The following is a 14,991-nucleotide window of genomic DNA, read 5'->3' as shown; positions in this document are numbered from 1 at the left end:
CCGCGGGGCCGTGCGGACACGTCCGCACGGCCCCGTTCCACGCCCGGCTCCGGCCGGCCATGAGAAGGTCACACCATGCGCTTCGCCATCGGCGACACCGACTTCCTGCTCGACGGCGAGCCGCACCGGGTCCTGTCCGGCGCGATCCACTACTTCCGCGTGCACCCCGACCTGTGGGCCGACCGGATCCGCAAGGCCAAGCTGATGGGCCTCAACACCATCGAGACCTACGTCGCCTGGAACGCACACGCGCCGTCGCCCGGGGAGTTCGACCTGTCCGGAGGCCTGGACCTCGGCCGCTTCCTCGACCTCGTCGCGGCCGAGGGCATGCACGCCATCGTCCGCCCCGGCCCCTACATCTGCGCCGAGTGGACCAACGGCGGGCTGCCGTACTGGCTCTTCGCCGACGGCTCCGTGGGGGTCCGCCGAAACGAGCCCGGGTTCCTCGCAGCGGTCGAGACGTACCTGCAGCACCTGGCCCCCGTGCTGGTCCCGCGGCAGATCGACCAGGGCGGGCCCATCGTCCTGGTGCAGGTCGAGAACGAGTACGGCGCCTACGGCTCCGACCCCGAGTATCTGCTCGCGCTGGAGCAGATGCACCGCGACATCGGGCTGACCGTCCCCTTCACGAGCGTCGACCAGCCGATGGGCACCATGCTCGAGGACGGCTCGCTGCCCTCACTGCACAAGACCGGTTCGTTCGGCTCCCGCTCCGCCGCCCGGCTCGAGCGCCTGCGGCAGGCCCAGCCCACCGGCCCCCTGATGTGCTCGGAGTTCTGGGACGGCTGGTTCGACAGCTGGGGCGAGCACCACCACACCACGCCGGCGTCCGCCAGTGCCGAGGACCTGGACGTCCTGCTCGCCGCCGGCGGCTCGGTGAACATCTACATGTTCCACGGCGGCACGAACTTCGGCTTCACGAACGGCGCGAACGACAAGGGCGTCTACCGTCCGATCGCGACGTCGTACGACTACGACGCCCCGCTCGACGAGGCCGGCCGACCGACGTCGAAGTTCCACGAGTTCCGCTCGGTCATCGAGCGCTACGCGCCCGTGCCGCCGCTGCCCGCAGCGATGGAGCCGGGTGGGTCGGGTCGCCTCGGTCCCGTGGTCGCGTCCGGCGACGGCCTGGAGGCCCGGATCACCCCCGCCACGGACCTCGCCGTCCGGCTGGACCGCGTCGCGTCGCTCCGTTCCCTGCTGCCCACGCTCACGACGTGGTCCGCGCACGACGAGCCGCCGACCTTCGACGCCCTCGGAGCCGCGAGCGGCTTCGTCGTCTACCGCGCCGAGGCCGACCTGCCCGCCGGAGGGGTGCTGACCGTCGGCACCGAGGTGCGTGACCGTGCGATCGTGTCGGCCGACGGTGTCGTCGTCGGGGTCCTGGAGCGCGAGCACCACGACCGGGCCATCACCCTGCCGCCGGTGACCGGCACGCTCGAACTCCTCGTCGAGGACCAGGGCCGGGTCGACTACGGCGTCCGCATCGGTGAGCCGAAGGGCTTGATCGGGGGCGTCTCGATCGACGGCGTCCCGGTGGCCCGCTGGACGGCGTCCCCGCTCGCACTCGACCCGATCGCGCCGGCAGCCGTCACCGCACTGGCCGAGGTCGCTGCCTCCGGCGGGGACGTGCTCGCGGGGCCGACGTTCGCCGCGGGGTCGTTCGACCTCGACACCGTCGACGACCGGTACCTGTCGCTCGTCGGGTTCCGCAAGGGAGTCGCCTGGGTCAACGGATTCTGCCTCGGTCGGTACTGGTCGCGAGGCCCGCAGCGGACCCTGGCGATCCCGGGCCCGGTGCTCCGCCACGGTCGCAACGAGCTCGTCGTGCTCGAGCTGCACGCCGCCGCGTCGCGCACCGCGTGCCTGCTCGTCGAGCCCGACCTGGGCCACACCGAGGCGTAGCCGCCCGCCCGCGGCCTGGTCAGATCGGGCCTACCTGGTCGAATCGGGCGTACCTGGTCGGAAGTTCCGACCAGGTACGCCCGATTCCGCTTTCCAGCGCGGGCGTCATGGGAAGGATCAGTCGCTGTCGAGGGCGTCCAGGTCTGCCAGCGCCCGCTCGGCGTCGGCGATCCGGTCGGCCTCGGGGCGACTCCACCACTCGGGGCCGCGCTCGCCCAGGCCGTGCTTGGCCAGGCCGTTCCGGTGCCGCGCCGCCGCCAGGGCCTCGTCGTCGCCTGCGCGCTTCGCGGTCTTCACGGCGTTGCGGCCGCGCCCCAGGTGCGAGCGGAGTGCGGCGGCGAGCTGCTCGGGCACGGCGGGGTCGGTGCGCCGCCAGCGTCGGCCGTCCACGACGAAGAAGTGGTCGTCGGGTTCGGCGGTCATGGTCCGAGTCTGCTCCGTCGGTGGTGGGTAGACAGGAGCCGATGAGCCACGAACGCGTCCGCCCGATGCTCGACGTCCGACGCATCTACGCCGAGCCGGCCGCCCTCGAACTCCAGCGCGGGCAGGAGATCGTCGGGCGCTGGCCGGACGCCGAGATCGTCCCGGTCGAGTCGCACTGGAACATCCCCGAGGTGCACGGCGACGAACGGAACGTCCAGCGCTGGGTGCGGATCAAGACCGAGGCGCTCGTGCTCGGCGTGAAGAAGTCGTTGGTGACCCGGCCGAATGGTCGCTCCGCCGACTTCATCGCACCGTCCACCGCGAACGGCTGCGCGATGGCGTGCGCCTACTGCTACGTGCCGCGGCGCAAGGGCTACAGCAACCCGGTCACCGTGTTCGCAAACATCGACGAGATCACCAAGCACGTGGCGCGGAACATCGCCAAGCAGGGGCCGAAGACCGAACCGAACCAGTGCGACCCGGAGTCCTGGGTCTACGACATCGGCGAGAACAGCGACTGCTCGGTCGACGCGATGATCAGCGACAACGTCCGCGACCTCTGTGACCTGTTCCGGATGACGCCGACGGCCAAGGCCTCGTTCGCCACGAAGTACGTCAACCGCGACCTGCTCGACTGGGACCCGATGGGCCGGACCCGGATCCGCTTCTCACTGATGCCGCACGAGACCGCGAAGGTCACCGACATCCGCACGAGCCCGATCGCCGAGCGCATCGCCGCGGTGAACGACTTCGTCGACGCCGGCTACGAGGTCCACCTGAACTTCTCGCCGGTCATCCTCACGCCGACGTGGGAGTCGGACTGGGCCGAGCTGCTCCGGCAGGTCGACGACGTGCTGTCCCCGGCCGCCAAGGCGCAGCTCGCGGCCGAGGTGATCTTCCTGACCCACAACCAGCCCCTGCACGAGGTCAACCTCGGGTGGCACCCCCAGGCCGAGGAGCTGCTGTGGCGTCCGGACCTGCAGGAGCAGAAGGTGTCCCAGAACGGTGCCGTGAACGTGCGCTACCGGTCCGGCATGAAGGGGCAGCTCGTCGAGCGCTTCCGCGAACTCGTGGCCGAGCACCTGCCGTCGTGCCGGATCCGGTACGCCTTCTGACCGGCCCCCGACCGATCAGGGGATGAGGCGGTCGGCCCGGTACCGGGCGAACAGGTCCGCGAAGGCCTGCTCGGTCCGCCGGAACGCCGTGAACCCGGCGTCGCGGCTCTTCCCCATGTCGGTGACGACCTCCATCGCACGACCGAGGTCGGCGTCGGTGTGCCACCACGAGGCGAGCCGGGTGATGTCGGCCTCGGCGAGACCGTGGCGCTCGGCGATGCCGGCCCACTCGGACTCGTACGGCGCCATCTGCTCCTCGAGCGGTCGCGGAGCGTCCTCGTAGCCCACGACGCGCGCGGGGTCGACACCGAGGTGCGCGGCCAGGCGCGGCCACATCCAGCGCCACCGGAAGACGTCACCGTTGACGATGTTGAACGACTCGTCGGCACCCTCGGGTGACGTCGAGGCCCACACCATGTGCTCCGCGAGGATGCCGGCGTCGGTCATGTCCGTCAGGCCGTTCCACTGTGCCTCGCTGCCCGGGAACACGAAGTCCAGGTCGAGTTCCTTCGCCAGCGTGGCCTGCACGGCGAGTGTGAGGCCCATGTTCATGGCGTTGCCGACCGCGTGCCCGATCACGGTGTGCGAGCGGTGCACGGACCAGGTGAACCCCTGGCGTTCGGCGGCTGCGAAGAGCTCGTCCTCTTGCGCGTAGTAGAAGTTCGGGGTGTCGAGGCGCGGTTCCTCCTCGTGGAAGGGGGTGTCGGGCATCTCGCCGGCGGCGTACGCCTCGAACGGGCCGAGGTAGTGCTTCAGGCCGGTGACCAGGGCGACGTGCTCGAGCGGAGCGTGCGACAGCGCCGCGAGCAGGTCGCGGACCATGCCGCCGTTCACGCGGATGTTCTCCGCCTCGGTGTCCTGCCGCTGCCAGGCGGTGAAGAAGACGTGGGTCGGGTGCTCGTCGGCGAGTGCGGCCGCCAGGCTCTCGGGGTCGCGCAGGTCGGCCGCGACGGTCCGGACGCCCTGTTCAGCGAGCGGTCGGCGGGAGAGCGCCGTCACGTCCCAGCCGAGGTCGAGCAGGTGGCGCACCAGGGCGGAACCGGTGATGCCACTGGCTCCGACGACCAGGGCTTCGCGGCGGGCAGAGGTCTGTTCGGTCGATCCGGTTGCAGTCATCCTTCGATGCAACCGACGTTGGACGACACGTGTTCCCTCCTCACGTACCGTCGCGCGCTGAGTGTGCACAAAAACGCCCCATGTGTACCGCTGATCGGTACAATTCTTGCGGAGGCATCGACATGCAACTCGTGAAACCACTCGCCACACTGCTGGGGGCCACGCAGGCTGACGCGCTCCGCGTCCTCGCCCGGACCGATTCCGGCATGACCGGACGCCAGGTGGCGCGGGTCGCGGGCGCTGCGCAGCACACCGGCATCAAACGCGCGCTCGACAAGCTCGAGGCAGCAGGGCTCGTGCAGGTCGAGCGTGGTCTCCAGCACTCCGCCTACCGGGTCAACCGGGAACACCTGCTCTGGCCAGCGGTGGAACTCGGCCTCGAAGCAGGCGACGAACTCGAACGTCGGATCGGCGCCTACGTCGAGTCGGCGGAGGCCGGGGTCCTCTCGGTCTCGATCTTCGGGTCAGTCGCCCGGGGCACCGCGACGCCGGCGTCCGACCTGGACCTCCTCGTCGTCTTCGAGCAGACCGTCGACACCGACGTCGTCGTCCGCCTCGGTGACCTCGTCCGGCGGTGGACCGGCAACGAGTGCCAGGTGTTCGACGTGACCCGCGCTGATCTCCGTCGGTTCGTGGCCGAGGGAGACCCGCTCGTCGGGTCGTGGCGAGAAGAAGCCCGAACAGTCTTCGGCGAGGAGATCAGGACGTACATCTGATGGGCGCCCGCGTGCGCGCCGTCGACAGGGCCGCAGTCGCGATGCGCCGAGACGAAGCGCAGTCCTACCTCGAGGTCGCGCTCCTCTACGTCGAGTCGACGAGTCACGCGGACTGGAAGGCCGCCGGTGCGAACGCTGTGCTCGGCGGGATCGCGGCGTCGGACGCTCTTTGCGGTGCGATCCTCGGCTACCACCACCTCGGTGACGACCACGCTGCCGCTCGTCGGCTGCTCGACCAGGCCTGCGCACCGGACACGCGACCCGGCCTGCACTTCAAGCGTCTGACCGATGAGAAGACGAACTTCCAGTACTCGACGTCGCGCGTGACCCAGGAGAAGACACGGGCGCTGGTGACCGCGCTCGAACGGCTCATCCGCACGGTTCACGAGCGCACCTGAAACAGGCGCGCCGCGACCCGGATCACCGCGGACGGCGGATGCGGATCGGACCCTTGGCGGTCGACGGGTCGACGACGGACCCGCCCTGGGTGATCTCGACCTCGCCGCGCGCGACCATGCGCCGGGCGGCTCGCCGTGCCGGCTCCATCAGCGGTCGCCAGTCGTCCGGGTCCAGCGAGCGTGCGACCTCGGACGGGCAGATGCTCGAGGTCCGTGCCCGGGCTGCGAGCAGTTCGTCGATGCGCTGCTCCAGAGCCCGGTCGGTGTCGTCGAGGCCGTGTCGACGACAGGCTCCGGAACACCACTTCGCCTCGGGCGCCGCCGACGACGGCATCCGTCGCCCGCACGAGGCGCAGGTGCGCTCGGCGTGTGCCGACTCCGACGCCGACGCATCGGCTTCCGTCCTGATCGCCCGTCCCATGGCCCCATCCTCGTCCTGCCCGGCAGGGCGGTGCACAGCGACCACGCACGCGGTCCAGGTGCGCCTGGCAGCATCGGAGCGGTGAACCCCGACACCGTCCCCGCCCGCCCGTCCGAGCCCGCCTGGGCCCAGCACGTGATGTGGTGGCACGCCTACCCGCTCGGCTTCGTCGGCGCCGAGGTCCGTCCGACGGCACCGGTGGGGGAGCGTCCGCTCGAACACCGCCTCGACCGCCTGACCGCGTGGCTCGACCACGTCGTCGACCTCGGCCTGAACGGGCTGTTGCTCGGCCCGGTGTTCGCGAGCTCGACCCACGGGTACGACACGGTCGACCACTTCCGCATCGACCCGCGCCTGGGCGACGACGCCGACTTCGACGCCTTGGTCGCCGCGGCGCACGAGCGGGGCGTGCAGGTGCTGCTGGACGGGGTGTTCAACCACGTCGGCCGTGAGCACCCGGCCTTCACCGCGTTGTCGGAACAGGGCCCCGAAGCACCGACCGCCGACCTGTTCGCCATCGACTGGTCCGGCTGGCAGCCGGGGGAGCCCGTGCCCGTCGGGCTGTTCGAGGGGCACGACATCCTCGTCGCGCTCGACCACGGCAGCCGCGCCACCGAGGACCTCGTGGTGCAGGTCATGACGCACTGGTTGGAGCGGGGGATCGACGGCTGGCGGCTCGACGCGGCGTACGCGGTGCCGCCGGCGTTCTGGGCGCGGGTGCTGCCACGGGTGCGGGAACGGTTCCCGGACGCCTGGTTCAGCGGTGAGGTCATCCACGGCGACGCGGCGGCGATCGCACGCGACTCGACGATGGACTCGCTCACCCAGTACGAGCTGTGGCAGGGGATCTGGCACGGCATCGCGGACGGCAACGGCCACGAGCTCGCGCACGCGATCGAGCGGCACGACGCCCTGCTCGCCACCTTCGCCCCGACCACGTTCGTCGGCAACCACGACGTGACCCGGATCGCGAGCGCGGTGGGGGAGCGGTTCGCCGGGCACGCCGCCGCGGTGCTGTTCACGGTCGCGGGGACGCCGGTGGTCTACGCCGGTGACGAGTACGGCTGGACCGGTGTGAAGGAGGAACGCGAGGGCGGCGACGACGCTGTCCGCCCGGAGTTCCCGGCCGAGGTGCCCGCGCCGACGGACCTGACGCACGCGTACGAGGCGCTCATCGCCCTGCGCCGCCGGAACCCGTGGCTGCACCGGGCACACACCGACGTCGTGCACCTGACCAACACCGCCGTGGTGCTGCGGACCGCGACGGCGGACGCCGCCGTGGTGACCGCCCTGAACCTGGCGGACGACCCCGTCGAGGTGCCCGTGGCCGACGCGACGCAGGTCGAGGCGGGCGGGGCCGATGTCGGGGACGGGACCCTGCGCCTCCCGGCCTGGGGGTGGGCCGTCCTGTCGCGTTCGTGAGCAGAAACGGTCGGGTCCCCATCGAGGATCCGACCGTTTCTGCTCACCGAGCGAACGAGCGAACGCGAACGCGCGCGCTCCCTACTTGCGGGCGGACGCCGCCCGGCGCTTGTTGAACACGTCGAACGCGACGGCGGCGAGCAGCACCAGACCCTTGATCAGGGACTGGAACTCGGTGCCGACACCGAGGATCGACATGCCGTTGTTCAGCAGGCCGATGATGAGACCGCCGACGATGGCGCCCGGCACGGTGCCGATGCCGCCGGTGACCGCAGCGCCACCGATGAACACGGCGGCGATGGCGTCGAGCTCGAAGCCGTTGCCGGCGCCCGGAGCCGCCAGGTTGAGCTGGCCGGTGAAGACCACGCCCGCCAGGGCCGAGATGACACCCATGTTGACGAAGAGCAGGAACGTGACCCGCTTCGTCTTCACACCCGACAGCTGCGCGGCCAGCGCGTTGCCACCGATCGCGTAGATGTGGCGGCCGAACACGGCGCTCCGCATGACGACCGAGTAGATCACCACGAGCGCACCGAGCACGACGAGCACGATCGGGGTGCCGTTGTAGCTGGCGAGCAGGAGTGCCACGTAGATCACGAGCACGGCGCCGAAGGCCGTCTTCACGATGAACCAGGCGAACGGCTCGCTCTCGAGCTGGTACTTGCGACGCGTGATGCGACCGCGGAACGCTGCGATCACCATGACGGCCGCGGCGGCGAAGCCGAGGATCATCGTGAGCGGCTCGTACCCGGTGGTGCCGAAGGACGGCAGGAAGCCGGAGCCGAGCGAGCGGAAGCCGGTCGGGAACGGCGAGATCTGCTGGTTCTGCAGCACGATCTGGGCCGCGCCGCGGAAGGCGAGCATGCCCGCCAGCGTCACGATGAACGCCGGGATCCCGAAGTAGGCGATCCAGAAGCCCTGCCAGGCACCGACGAGGGCGCCGACGACCAGGCAGAGCACGACCGCGATGGGCCACGGGATGTTCCACTGCGTGATCATCACGCCGGCCATGGCACCGGTGAAGGCGACCACCGAACCGACCGACAGGTCGATGTGCCCGGCGATGATGACCATCACCATGCCGATGGCCAGGATGAGGATGTAGCTGTTCTGGACGATCAGGTTCGAGACGTTGATCGGGGCCAGCGTGATGCCGTTCGTGGTCACCTGGAAGAAGATGACGATGACGATCAGCGCGATGAACAGGCCGATCTGTCGGAGCTGCCCGGTGAGGTAGCCGACGGCGGACTTAAGCGCGTTCATTGACAGGGGTCTCCCGTTCCTGGGTCATGTACTGCATGAGGACCTCGGGCGTCGCCTCGGAGCGCGGGACGTCGGCCGTGATGGTGCCCTCGGAGAGCGTGTAGATGCGGTCGCAGATGCCGAGCAGTTCGGGGAGCTCGGAGGAGATCACGATGACCGCCTTCCCCTGGTCGGCGAGCTGGTTGATGATCGTGTAGATCTCGTACTTCGCGCCGACGTCGATGCCGCGGGTGGGCTCGTCGAGGATGAGCACGTCGGGGTCGGCGTACATCCACTTCGACAGGACGACCTTCTGCTGGTTCCCGCCGGAGAGCTTCCCCGTCACGACGTCGACGTTCGGCGCCTTGATGTTGAGGCTCTTGAGGAACTGGCTCGCGACCGTGGTCTCCTCCGAGGAGTTCACGAACCCCCAGTTCGCGAGCTTCCCGAGCGCCGACCCGGAGATGTTCCGCTTGATGTCGTCGATCAGGTTCAGGCCGTAGCGCTTGCGGTCCTCGGTGACGTAGGCGATGCCGTTGTCGATCGCCTGCGAGACGGTGTGCGTCTTGATCGGCGTGCCGCGCTTGTAGACGGTGCCGCTGATGCCGGTGCCGTACGACTGGCCGAAGACGCTCATCGCGAGTTCGGTGCGGCCGGCACCCATCAGCCCGGCGATGCCGACGACCTCGCCGGCCCGGACGTTCAGGTTGGCCCGGTGGATGATCTCGCGCGACGAGTCGAGCTGGTGGTGGACGGTCCAGTCCTCGATCCGCAGCAGTTCCTCGCCGATGACGGGGTTCTCGCGCTCGGGGTACCGGTTCGACAGGTCACGGCCGACCATCCCGCGGATGATCCGGTCCTCGGACACGTCGTCGGCCCGCATGTCGAGCGTCTCGATGGTCTTGCCGTCGCGGATGATCGTGACCTTGTCCGCGATCGCCTTGATCTCGTTGAGCTTGTGGCTGATGATGATCGCCGTCATGCCCTCGGCCTGCAGCGAGCGGATGAGCTCGAGCAGGTGCGCGGAGTCGTCGTCGTTCAGCGCGGCGGTGGGCTCGTCGAGGATGAGGAGCTTCACCTCCTTCGAGAGCGCCTTCGCGATCTCGACGAGCTGCTGCTTGCCGACACCGAGGTCGACGACCTTGGTGACGGGGTTGTCCTTCAGCCCGACGCGCCCCAGCAGCTCGGCTGCCGTCAGGTTCGTCTTGTTCCAGTCGATGAAGCCGCCCTTGGACTGCTCGTTGCCGAGGAAGATGTTCTCAGCGATCGACAGGAAGGGGCTGAGGGCCAGCTCCTGGTGGATGATGACGACGCCGGCGGCCTCGGAGTCGTTGATGTTGGCGAACCGCACGGGTTCGCCGTCGAGCAGGATCTCGCCGTCGAAGGAGCCGGCCGGGTAGACCCCCGACAGCACCTTCATCAGCGTCGACTTGCCTGCGCCGTTCTCGCCGCAGATCGCGTGGACCTGGCCGCGCTCGACCTCGATCGTGACCCCCTGCAGGGCCTTGACGCCGGGGAACGTCTTGGTGATGTCCCGCATCTCGAGGATGGTGTCCGCCATGTGGACGCCTTTCCGTCGTGCGCGCGCGTGCGCGCGCTGGTGGAGACGGACTGGAGGCGCGGTGCGCAGCTGGCACCGCGCCTCCGGTCCGAGAGATGGGCCCTGACTACTTCAGGTCGGCTTCGGTGTAGTAGCCCGAGTCGACGAGGACTTCCTTGTAGTTGTCCTTCGTGACGACCGTCGGCTGGAACAGGAAGGTCGGGACGACCTTGACCTTGTTGTCGTAGCTCTTGGTGTCGTTGACCTCGGGCTTCTTGCCGGTGAGCAGGTCCTCGGCCATGGTGACCGACTGCTTGGCGAGCTTGCGCGTGTCCTTGTAGATGGTCGAGTACTGCTGCCCGGCGATGATCGACTTGACCGAGGCGGCCTCGGCGTCCTGGCCCGTGACGGTCGGGAGCGGACGGTCGCTCGTGCCGTACCCGGCACCCTGCAGTGCCGAGATGATGCCGATCGAGATGCCGTCGTACGGCGAGAGCACGCCGTCGAGCGTGGTGCCGCCCGAGTAGGACTTGGCGACCAGGTTCTGCATGCGGGCCTTGGCCGTGGCCGGGTCCCACTGCTGCGTCGCGGCCTGGGACAGCTTGTCCTGGCCGGACTGGATCTTCAGCGTGCCGTCCTCGAGGTACGGCTTGAGCGTCTTCATGGCGCCGTTGAAGAAGAACCCGGCGTTGTTGTCGTCGAGCGAGCCGGCGAAGACCTCGATGTTGAAGGGGCCCTTCTCGCCGGTCTTCTTGCCGTCCGCGTCGAGGACACCCAGGCCGGTGAGCAGGCTGTTCGCCTGGTCGACGCCGACCTTCTCGTTGTCGAAGGACACGTAGTAGTCGACGTTCTTGTTGCCCGTGAGCAGGCGGTCGTACGAGATCACCTTGATGCCGGCCTTGGCGGCGGCGTCGAGCTGGTCGGAGAGCGCGCCACCGTCGATCGACGCGATGATCAGGACCTTCGCGCCCTTGGTGATCATGTTGCTGACCTGCTGGGCCTGCTGCTGGACCTTGTTGTCGCCGTACTCGAGGTCGACCTTGTAGCCGGCCTTCTCGAGGTCGCTCTTGACGGCGTTGCCGTCCTTGATCCACCGCTCGGAGACCTTGGTGGGCATGGCGACGCCGACGAGGGCGCCCTTGTTGTCGCCGCTGCCGCCACCATCGGTGGATGCACGGCCGCCGGCCGAGCAAGCGGCCAGCGAGATCGCGATGCCGACGGCTGCGACGCCCGCGATGATCCTGCGCTTCATCATCGAAGTACCTCTGTTCCTTCGCGTCGTCCTCGACGCGGTCGGGTGCCGGGGCTGCTGTGCCCCGCGGGATGCGCTCGTGTGAGCGCTCACATCTTGTGGGTTCCGTGACGGGGTGTCAACTCAGCGTCGCCGTTTCGTGATCTTGCCGCGGTGGCCGGACCGAGCGGTACGGTTGGCCACGTGAGCACCAGGACCGCCCCCGAGGGCACGGGCGGCAAGCGCCGGAAGGCCCCGACGATCTTCGACGTCGCCGAACGCGCGGGCGTGTCCCACCAGACCGTCTCGCGTGTCATCAACGGTGACCCGACCGTCCGCGAGCAGTACCGGACGCAGGTCACCGACGCCGTCACCGCGCTCGGGTACCGGCCCCGCGCCGCCGCCCGGGCACTCGCCGGCGGGCGGAGCAAGGCGCTCGGCATCATCACCGCCGGCGACGCGCTGTACGGACCGTCGAGCACCTCGATCGGCTTCGAACGGGCCGCGCGGTCCGCCGGGTACCACGTGCTGCTGTCCACCCTGCCCGAGGAACCGACGCCGTCCGACCTGTCCGGCGCGCTCACCACGCTGCTCGCGCAGGACGTCGCCGCGATCGTGCTCGTCGCCGCCGACAACCGGGTGCTCGACGCCCTCGCCTCGCTCACCGTGCCGGTCACGGTGCCCGTCGTGGTGTCGAACGCGGTGCAGCGCGACGCCGTCCGGAACCCGGTTGCGCCGAGCGTCGCCGCGGTCGCGATCGACCAGGCCGCCGGCACCTCGCTCGTGATGCAGCACCTGTTCGACCGCGGACACCGCCGGATCGTGCACATCGCCGGACCGCACGTGTCGCAGGAGTCCGAGGTCCGCCGTGCCACCTACGTGCGGATCATGCAGGACGCCGGGCTCGAACCCGTCGTGCTCGAGGGCGACTGGACCCCGGCGAGCGGCTTCGCAGCTGCCCGGCACATCGACGTTGGGACGGTCGACGCGGTCTTCGCGGGCAACGACCAGATGGCGCTCGGGGTGCTGCACGCCTTCGCCGACGAGGGGCTGCGGGTGCCCGACGACATCGCGGTCGTGGGCTTCGACGACGTCCCCGAGGCCGCGCACTTCACGCCGCCGTTGACCACCGTGCGACAGGACTTCCGGGCGATGGGGGAGCGGGTGCTCGACACCGTGCGGGCCCTGGTCGAGGGGGAGCCCCGTGACGAGACGCTGCTCGCGCCCGAGCTGGTGGTGCGGCGCAGCACGTAGCGCCCCCTCGCACCGTGCGGCGGTGTGCGGGTGGTGCGGGGTTCTTCCGTGCGCCGGCCCGCGGCGCACGGTGCAGCGTTGTGCGGCCGGTGCGAGGTTGATCGCTCGGTGCGGCGCTACAGTCCCGCACCGAGCGATCAACCCCGCACCGGTTGAGGGGCCGCGCACGGTGCGAAGCCGCGCACGACCCCGCACGGACCGAAGGGCCGCGCACGGTGCGAGGCCGCGCACGACCCCGAGCTGACCCGACCGTCAGCCCTTCAACGCCCCGGACGACAGCCCGGCGACGTAGAACCGTTGCAACCCGACGTACAGCGCGATGCACGGGATCATCGCCACCACCGACCCGGCGACGAGGTTGCCGTAGGACACCTGCCCGTACGCCCCGGTCTGCAGGTTGAGCAGCGCGACCGGCAGCGTGTACAGCGAGTCCTTCGTCAGGAACGTCAGCGCTCCGAGGAACTCCGTCCACGACGCCAGGAACGCGTACAGTGCCGCGGTCGCCGCCCCGGGCAGCAGGAGCGGGCGGAGCACCGACACGACGACCCGGAAGCGCGAGGCCCCGTCGACGAAGGCCGAGTCCTCGAGCTCGGTGGGGATCGACTCGAACGCGTTCCGCATCACGAACACCCCGAACGGCAGGTTCACGGTCGTGTAGAACAGCACGGGCCCGAGCAGCGAGTTCGTCAGCCCCATGGCGTTCATCTCGAGGTACAGCGGCGTGAGGATGGCCTGGAACGGCACCATCATCGTCAGCAGCACCAGGCCGAACACGAGCCCGGCGCCCCGGAACCGGAAGCGGGCGAAGCCGTAGCCGGCCATCGTCGCGATCACCGCGGTCAGCACCGCCGTGGCGATCGACACGATGAGCGAGTTCACGACGCCGGTGAGCAGGTGCGACGACGAGGCGAACACGGCGGCGAAGTTCTGCCACCCGAGCTGGAAGAACGTCGCCGGGTCGGGGGCCTGCGTGATGACGGCCTCGGACTGGAACGCCCGCAGGATCGACCAGATGAGCGGGACGCCGAACACGAGCGCGGAACCGATGCCGGCGATGGCGTACAGGGTGCGCTTGACGGTGGTGTCGCGCGGGTGCTGGACGCTGCCCTGCTGGTGGCGCCGACGTCGGCCGTCGCCCGTGGTGGTCAGGGTCCTGGTGGACAGGTCCGGCGCCGCGAGGGCCGCACGGGAGGTCGTGGTGCTCATGGCGTCAGTCCTTCTCTCGCAGTGCCCAGAACTGGAACACCGTCACGGCGGCGATCACCACGACGAGGGCGATCGACTGGGCGGTCGCTGCCCCGAGCTGCAGGTTCACGAACCCGCGGTTGTAGATCGCGTTCACGATCGTGGTGGTCTCGGTGCCCGGCCCGCCCTGGGTCAGGATGTAGAACTGGTTGAACGCCAGCAGCGACCCGATCACCGAGATGATGACGCTCAGTGCGACGGTGGAGCGGATCATCGGGAACGTGATGAGGCGTTCGGTCTGCCACCAGGACGCCCCTTCGAGCTGCGCGGACTCGTAGACCTCGTCGGGGACGCCCTGCATCGCCGACATGAGCAGCACCATCGTCAAGCCCGACACCGCCCAGACCACGAGCACGCAGATGAGCACCGTCGCCAGCGGGCCGTTCACGAGCCACGCGGTGCTGCCGTCGGTGATCCCGAGCCACCTGAGCACCATGTTGACGGCCCCGGAGTTCGGTTGCGCCTCGAGCACGAGCATGAACGAGAGCGTCGTCAGCCCGACCACGTACGGCAGGAAGAACACCGTCCGCAGGATCGTGCTGCCCCGGCGGCGGGCCCGGACGAGCACGGCGAGGAAGTACCCGAGCGCCAGGATCGGCAGGGTCACGATCGCCGTGTACAGCAGCGTGTAGCCGATCGCGTGCACGAACGTCGGGTCCTGGAACAGCGTCAGGTAGTTCTGCAGCCCGATGAACCGGTACGGACCGATCAGGGGCCAGTTCGTGAACGAGATGTAGAGCGCGAACACGAGCGGGACGAGCACGAAGACGGCGACGAACAGGATCGCCGGGGCGACGAGGACGGCGCCGGTGCGCGGCGGGTGGGTGAGCGAGTTGCGGGTCCGGGCGGAGCCGCCGCGCCCCGGGCCGCGGCCCACGGTTGGACGGCCCGGGCCGGTCCGGCCGGCGGGACGCCGGGTGGAGATGGTCGACATGCGTGCACCTCTCTGTGCATCAACAAGAG

The 14,991-nt window shown here is 69.6% G+C and carries 14 protein-coding genes; 6 read left to right on the top strand and 8 right to left on the bottom strand.

All coding sequences use genetic code 11. The features are described from left to right. Window positions 1-75: 75 nt before the first annotated feature. Window positions 76-1,905, top strand: coding sequence for a glycoside hydrolase family 35 protein (locus MXD64_RS13545; protein ID WP_263136571.1), 1,830 nt, complete (start codon window positions 76-78; stop codon window positions 1,903-1,905). 117 nt (window positions 1,906-2,022) lie between these two features. On the opposite strand, the gene MXD64_RS13540 is transcribed toward MXD64_RS13545, so the two are convergent. Further along, complete coding sequence (locus tag MXD64_RS13540) at window positions 2,023-2,328, bottom strand: hypothetical protein (RefSeq protein WP_017888382.1); 306 nt, start codon at window positions 2,326-2,328, stop codon at window positions 2,023-2,025. 41 nt (window positions 2,329-2,369) lie between these two features. Here MXD64_RS13540 and MXD64_RS13535 point away from each other — a divergent pair, with 41 nt between their 5' ends. Then, a complete protein-coding gene (locus MXD64_RS13535) occupies window positions 2,370-3,443 on the top strand; it encodes a spore photoproduct lyase family protein (protein ID WP_042540356.1) in 1,074 nt (357 codons plus the stop codon). Window positions 3,444-3,458: 15 nt separating this feature from the next. Here the strand turns inward: MXD64_RS13535 and MXD64_RS13530 are convergent, their stop codons facing one another. Next, entirely contained in the window at window positions 3,459-4,559 is a 1,101-nt protein-coding gene (locus MXD64_RS13530; RefSeq protein WP_042540354.1) for an SDR family oxidoreductase, read from the bottom strand. 122 nt (window positions 4,560-4,681) lie between these two features. Here MXD64_RS13530 and MXD64_RS13525 point away from each other — a divergent pair, with 122 nt between their 5' ends. Next, window positions 4,682-5,275 (top strand): nucleotidyltransferase domain-containing protein, encoded by a 594-nt coding sequence (locus tag MXD64_RS13525; RefSeq protein WP_052481899.1) that lies wholly within the window; start codon window positions 4,682-4,684, stop codon window positions 5,273-5,275. A gap of 11 nt (window positions 5,276-5,286) precedes the next feature. Next, window positions 5,287-5,673 (top strand): hypothetical protein, encoded by a 387-nt coding sequence (locus tag MXD64_RS13520; protein WP_156463826.1) that lies wholly within the window; start codon window positions 5,287-5,289, stop codon window positions 5,671-5,673. Between the two features lie 22 nt (window positions 5,674-5,695). On the opposite strand, the gene MXD64_RS13515 is transcribed toward MXD64_RS13520, so the two are convergent. Beyond that, the gene (locus tag MXD64_RS13515) at window positions 5,696-6,094 is read right to left on the bottom strand and encodes a DUF3253 domain-containing protein (RefSeq protein WP_017888385.1); all 399 of its coding nucleotides are present in this window, start codon (window positions 6,092-6,094) and stop codon (window positions 5,696-5,698) included. 81 nt (window positions 6,095-6,175) lie between these two features. Here MXD64_RS13515 and MXD64_RS13510 point away from each other — a divergent pair, with 81 nt between their 5' ends. Continuing rightward, a complete protein-coding gene (locus MXD64_RS13510) occupies window positions 6,176-7,516 on the top strand; it encodes an alpha-amylase family glycosyl hydrolase (protein WP_263136570.1) in 1,341 nt (446 codons plus the stop codon). A gap of 81 nt (window positions 7,517-7,597) precedes the next feature. Here MXD64_RS13510 and mmsB read toward each other — a convergent pair whose 3' ends face one another. The 3 genes from mmsB to chvE all read right to left on the bottom strand — a co-directional run bounded on the left by mmsB (window position 7,598) and on the right by chvE (window position 11,553). Then, on the bottom strand, window positions 7,598-8,779 hold the full coding sequence (gene mmsB / locus MXD64_RS13505) for a multiple monosaccharide ABC transporter permease (protein ID WP_017888387.1): 1,182 nt from the start codon (window positions 8,777-8,779) through the stop codon (window positions 7,598-7,600). Then, complete coding sequence (mmsA, locus tag MXD64_RS13500) at window positions 8,766-10,319, bottom strand: multiple monosaccharide ABC transporter ATP-binding protein (RefSeq protein WP_017888388.1); 1,554 nt, start codon at window positions 10,317-10,319, stop codon at window positions 8,766-8,768. Before mmsA ends, mmsB begins: the two co-directional genes overlap by 14 nt. 106 nt (window positions 10,320-10,425) lie before the next feature. Continuing rightward, on the bottom strand, window positions 10,426-11,553 hold the full coding sequence (chvE, locus tag MXD64_RS13495) for a multiple monosaccharide ABC transporter substrate-binding protein (RefSeq protein ID WP_017888389.1): 1,128 nt from the start codon (window positions 11,551-11,553) through the stop codon (window positions 10,426-10,428). Between the two features lie 180 nt (window positions 11,554-11,733). Here chvE and MXD64_RS13490 point away from each other — a divergent pair, with 180 nt between their 5' ends. After that, window positions 11,734-12,783: a LacI family DNA-binding transcriptional regulator gene (locus MXD64_RS13490; protein ID WP_017888390.1), complete on the top strand. Its 1,050-nt coding sequence runs from the start codon at window positions 11,734-11,736 to the stop codon at window positions 12,781-12,783. Between the two features lie 252 nt (window positions 12,784-13,035). Here the strand turns inward: MXD64_RS13490 and MXD64_RS13485 are convergent, their stop codons facing one another. Next, window positions 13,036-13,989 (bottom strand): carbohydrate ABC transporter permease, encoded by a 954-nt coding sequence (locus MXD64_RS13485; protein WP_263136569.1) that lies wholly within the window; start codon window positions 13,987-13,989, stop codon window positions 13,036-13,038. A gap of 4 nt (window positions 13,990-13,993) precedes the next feature. After that, window positions 13,994-14,962, bottom strand: coding sequence for a carbohydrate ABC transporter permease (locus MXD64_RS13480; RefSeq protein WP_017888392.1), 969 nt, complete (start codon window positions 14,960-14,962; stop codon window positions 13,994-13,996). Window positions 14,963-14,991 lie beyond the last annotated feature (29 nt).

The organism is Curtobacterium sp. Arg-1, assembly GCF_025643395.1.
GTDB lineage: Bacteria > Actinomycetota > Actinomycetes > Actinomycetales > Microbacteriaceae > Curtobacterium > Curtobacterium poinsettiae.
The sequence above is the reverse complement of the archived record's forward strand: the minus strand, read 5'-3'. Positions and strand labels throughout refer to the sequence as shown.

Coding starts and splice junctions, on each gene's coding strand:
- MXD64_RS13525 (WP_052481899.1), top strand. CDS start 4,682: ATGCAACTCGTGAAACCACTCGCCACACTGCTGGGGGCCACGCAGGCT.
- mmsB (WP_017888387.1), bottom strand. CDS start 8,779: ATGAACGCGCTTAAGTCCGCCGTCGGCTACCTCACCGGGCAGCTCCGA.
- MXD64_RS13535 (WP_042540356.1), top strand. CDS start 2,370: ATGAGCCACGAACGCGTCCGCCCGATGCTCGACGTCCGACGCATCTAC.
- MXD64_RS13485 (WP_263136569.1), bottom strand. CDS start 13,989: ATGAGCACCACGACCTCCCGTGCGGCCCTCGCGGCGCCGGACCTGTCC.
- MXD64_RS13540 (WP_017888382.1), bottom strand. CDS start 2,328: ATGACCGCCGAACCCGACGACCACTTCTTCGTCGTGGACGGCCGACGC.
- MXD64_RS13545 (WP_263136571.1), top strand. CDS start 76: ATGCGCTTCGCCATCGGCGACACCGACTTCCTGCTCGACGGCGAGCCG.
- MXD64_RS13480 (WP_017888392.1), bottom strand. CDS start 14,962: ATGTCGACCATCTCCACCCGGCGTCCCGCCGGCCGGACCGGCCCGGGC.
- mmsA (WP_017888388.1), bottom strand. CDS start 10,319: ATGGCGGACACCATCCTCGAGATGCGGGACATCACCAAGACGTTCCCC.
- MXD64_RS13515 (WP_017888385.1), bottom strand. CDS start 6,094: ATGGGACGGGCGATCAGGACGGAAGCCGATGCGTCGGCGTCGGAGTCG.
- MXD64_RS13530 (WP_042540354.1), bottom strand. CDS start 4,559: ATGACTGCAACCGGATCGACCGAACAGACCTCTGCCCGCCGCGAAGCC.
- chvE (WP_017888389.1), bottom strand. CDS start 11,553: ATGATGAAGCGCAGGATCATCGCGGGCGTCGCAGCCGTCGGCATCGCG.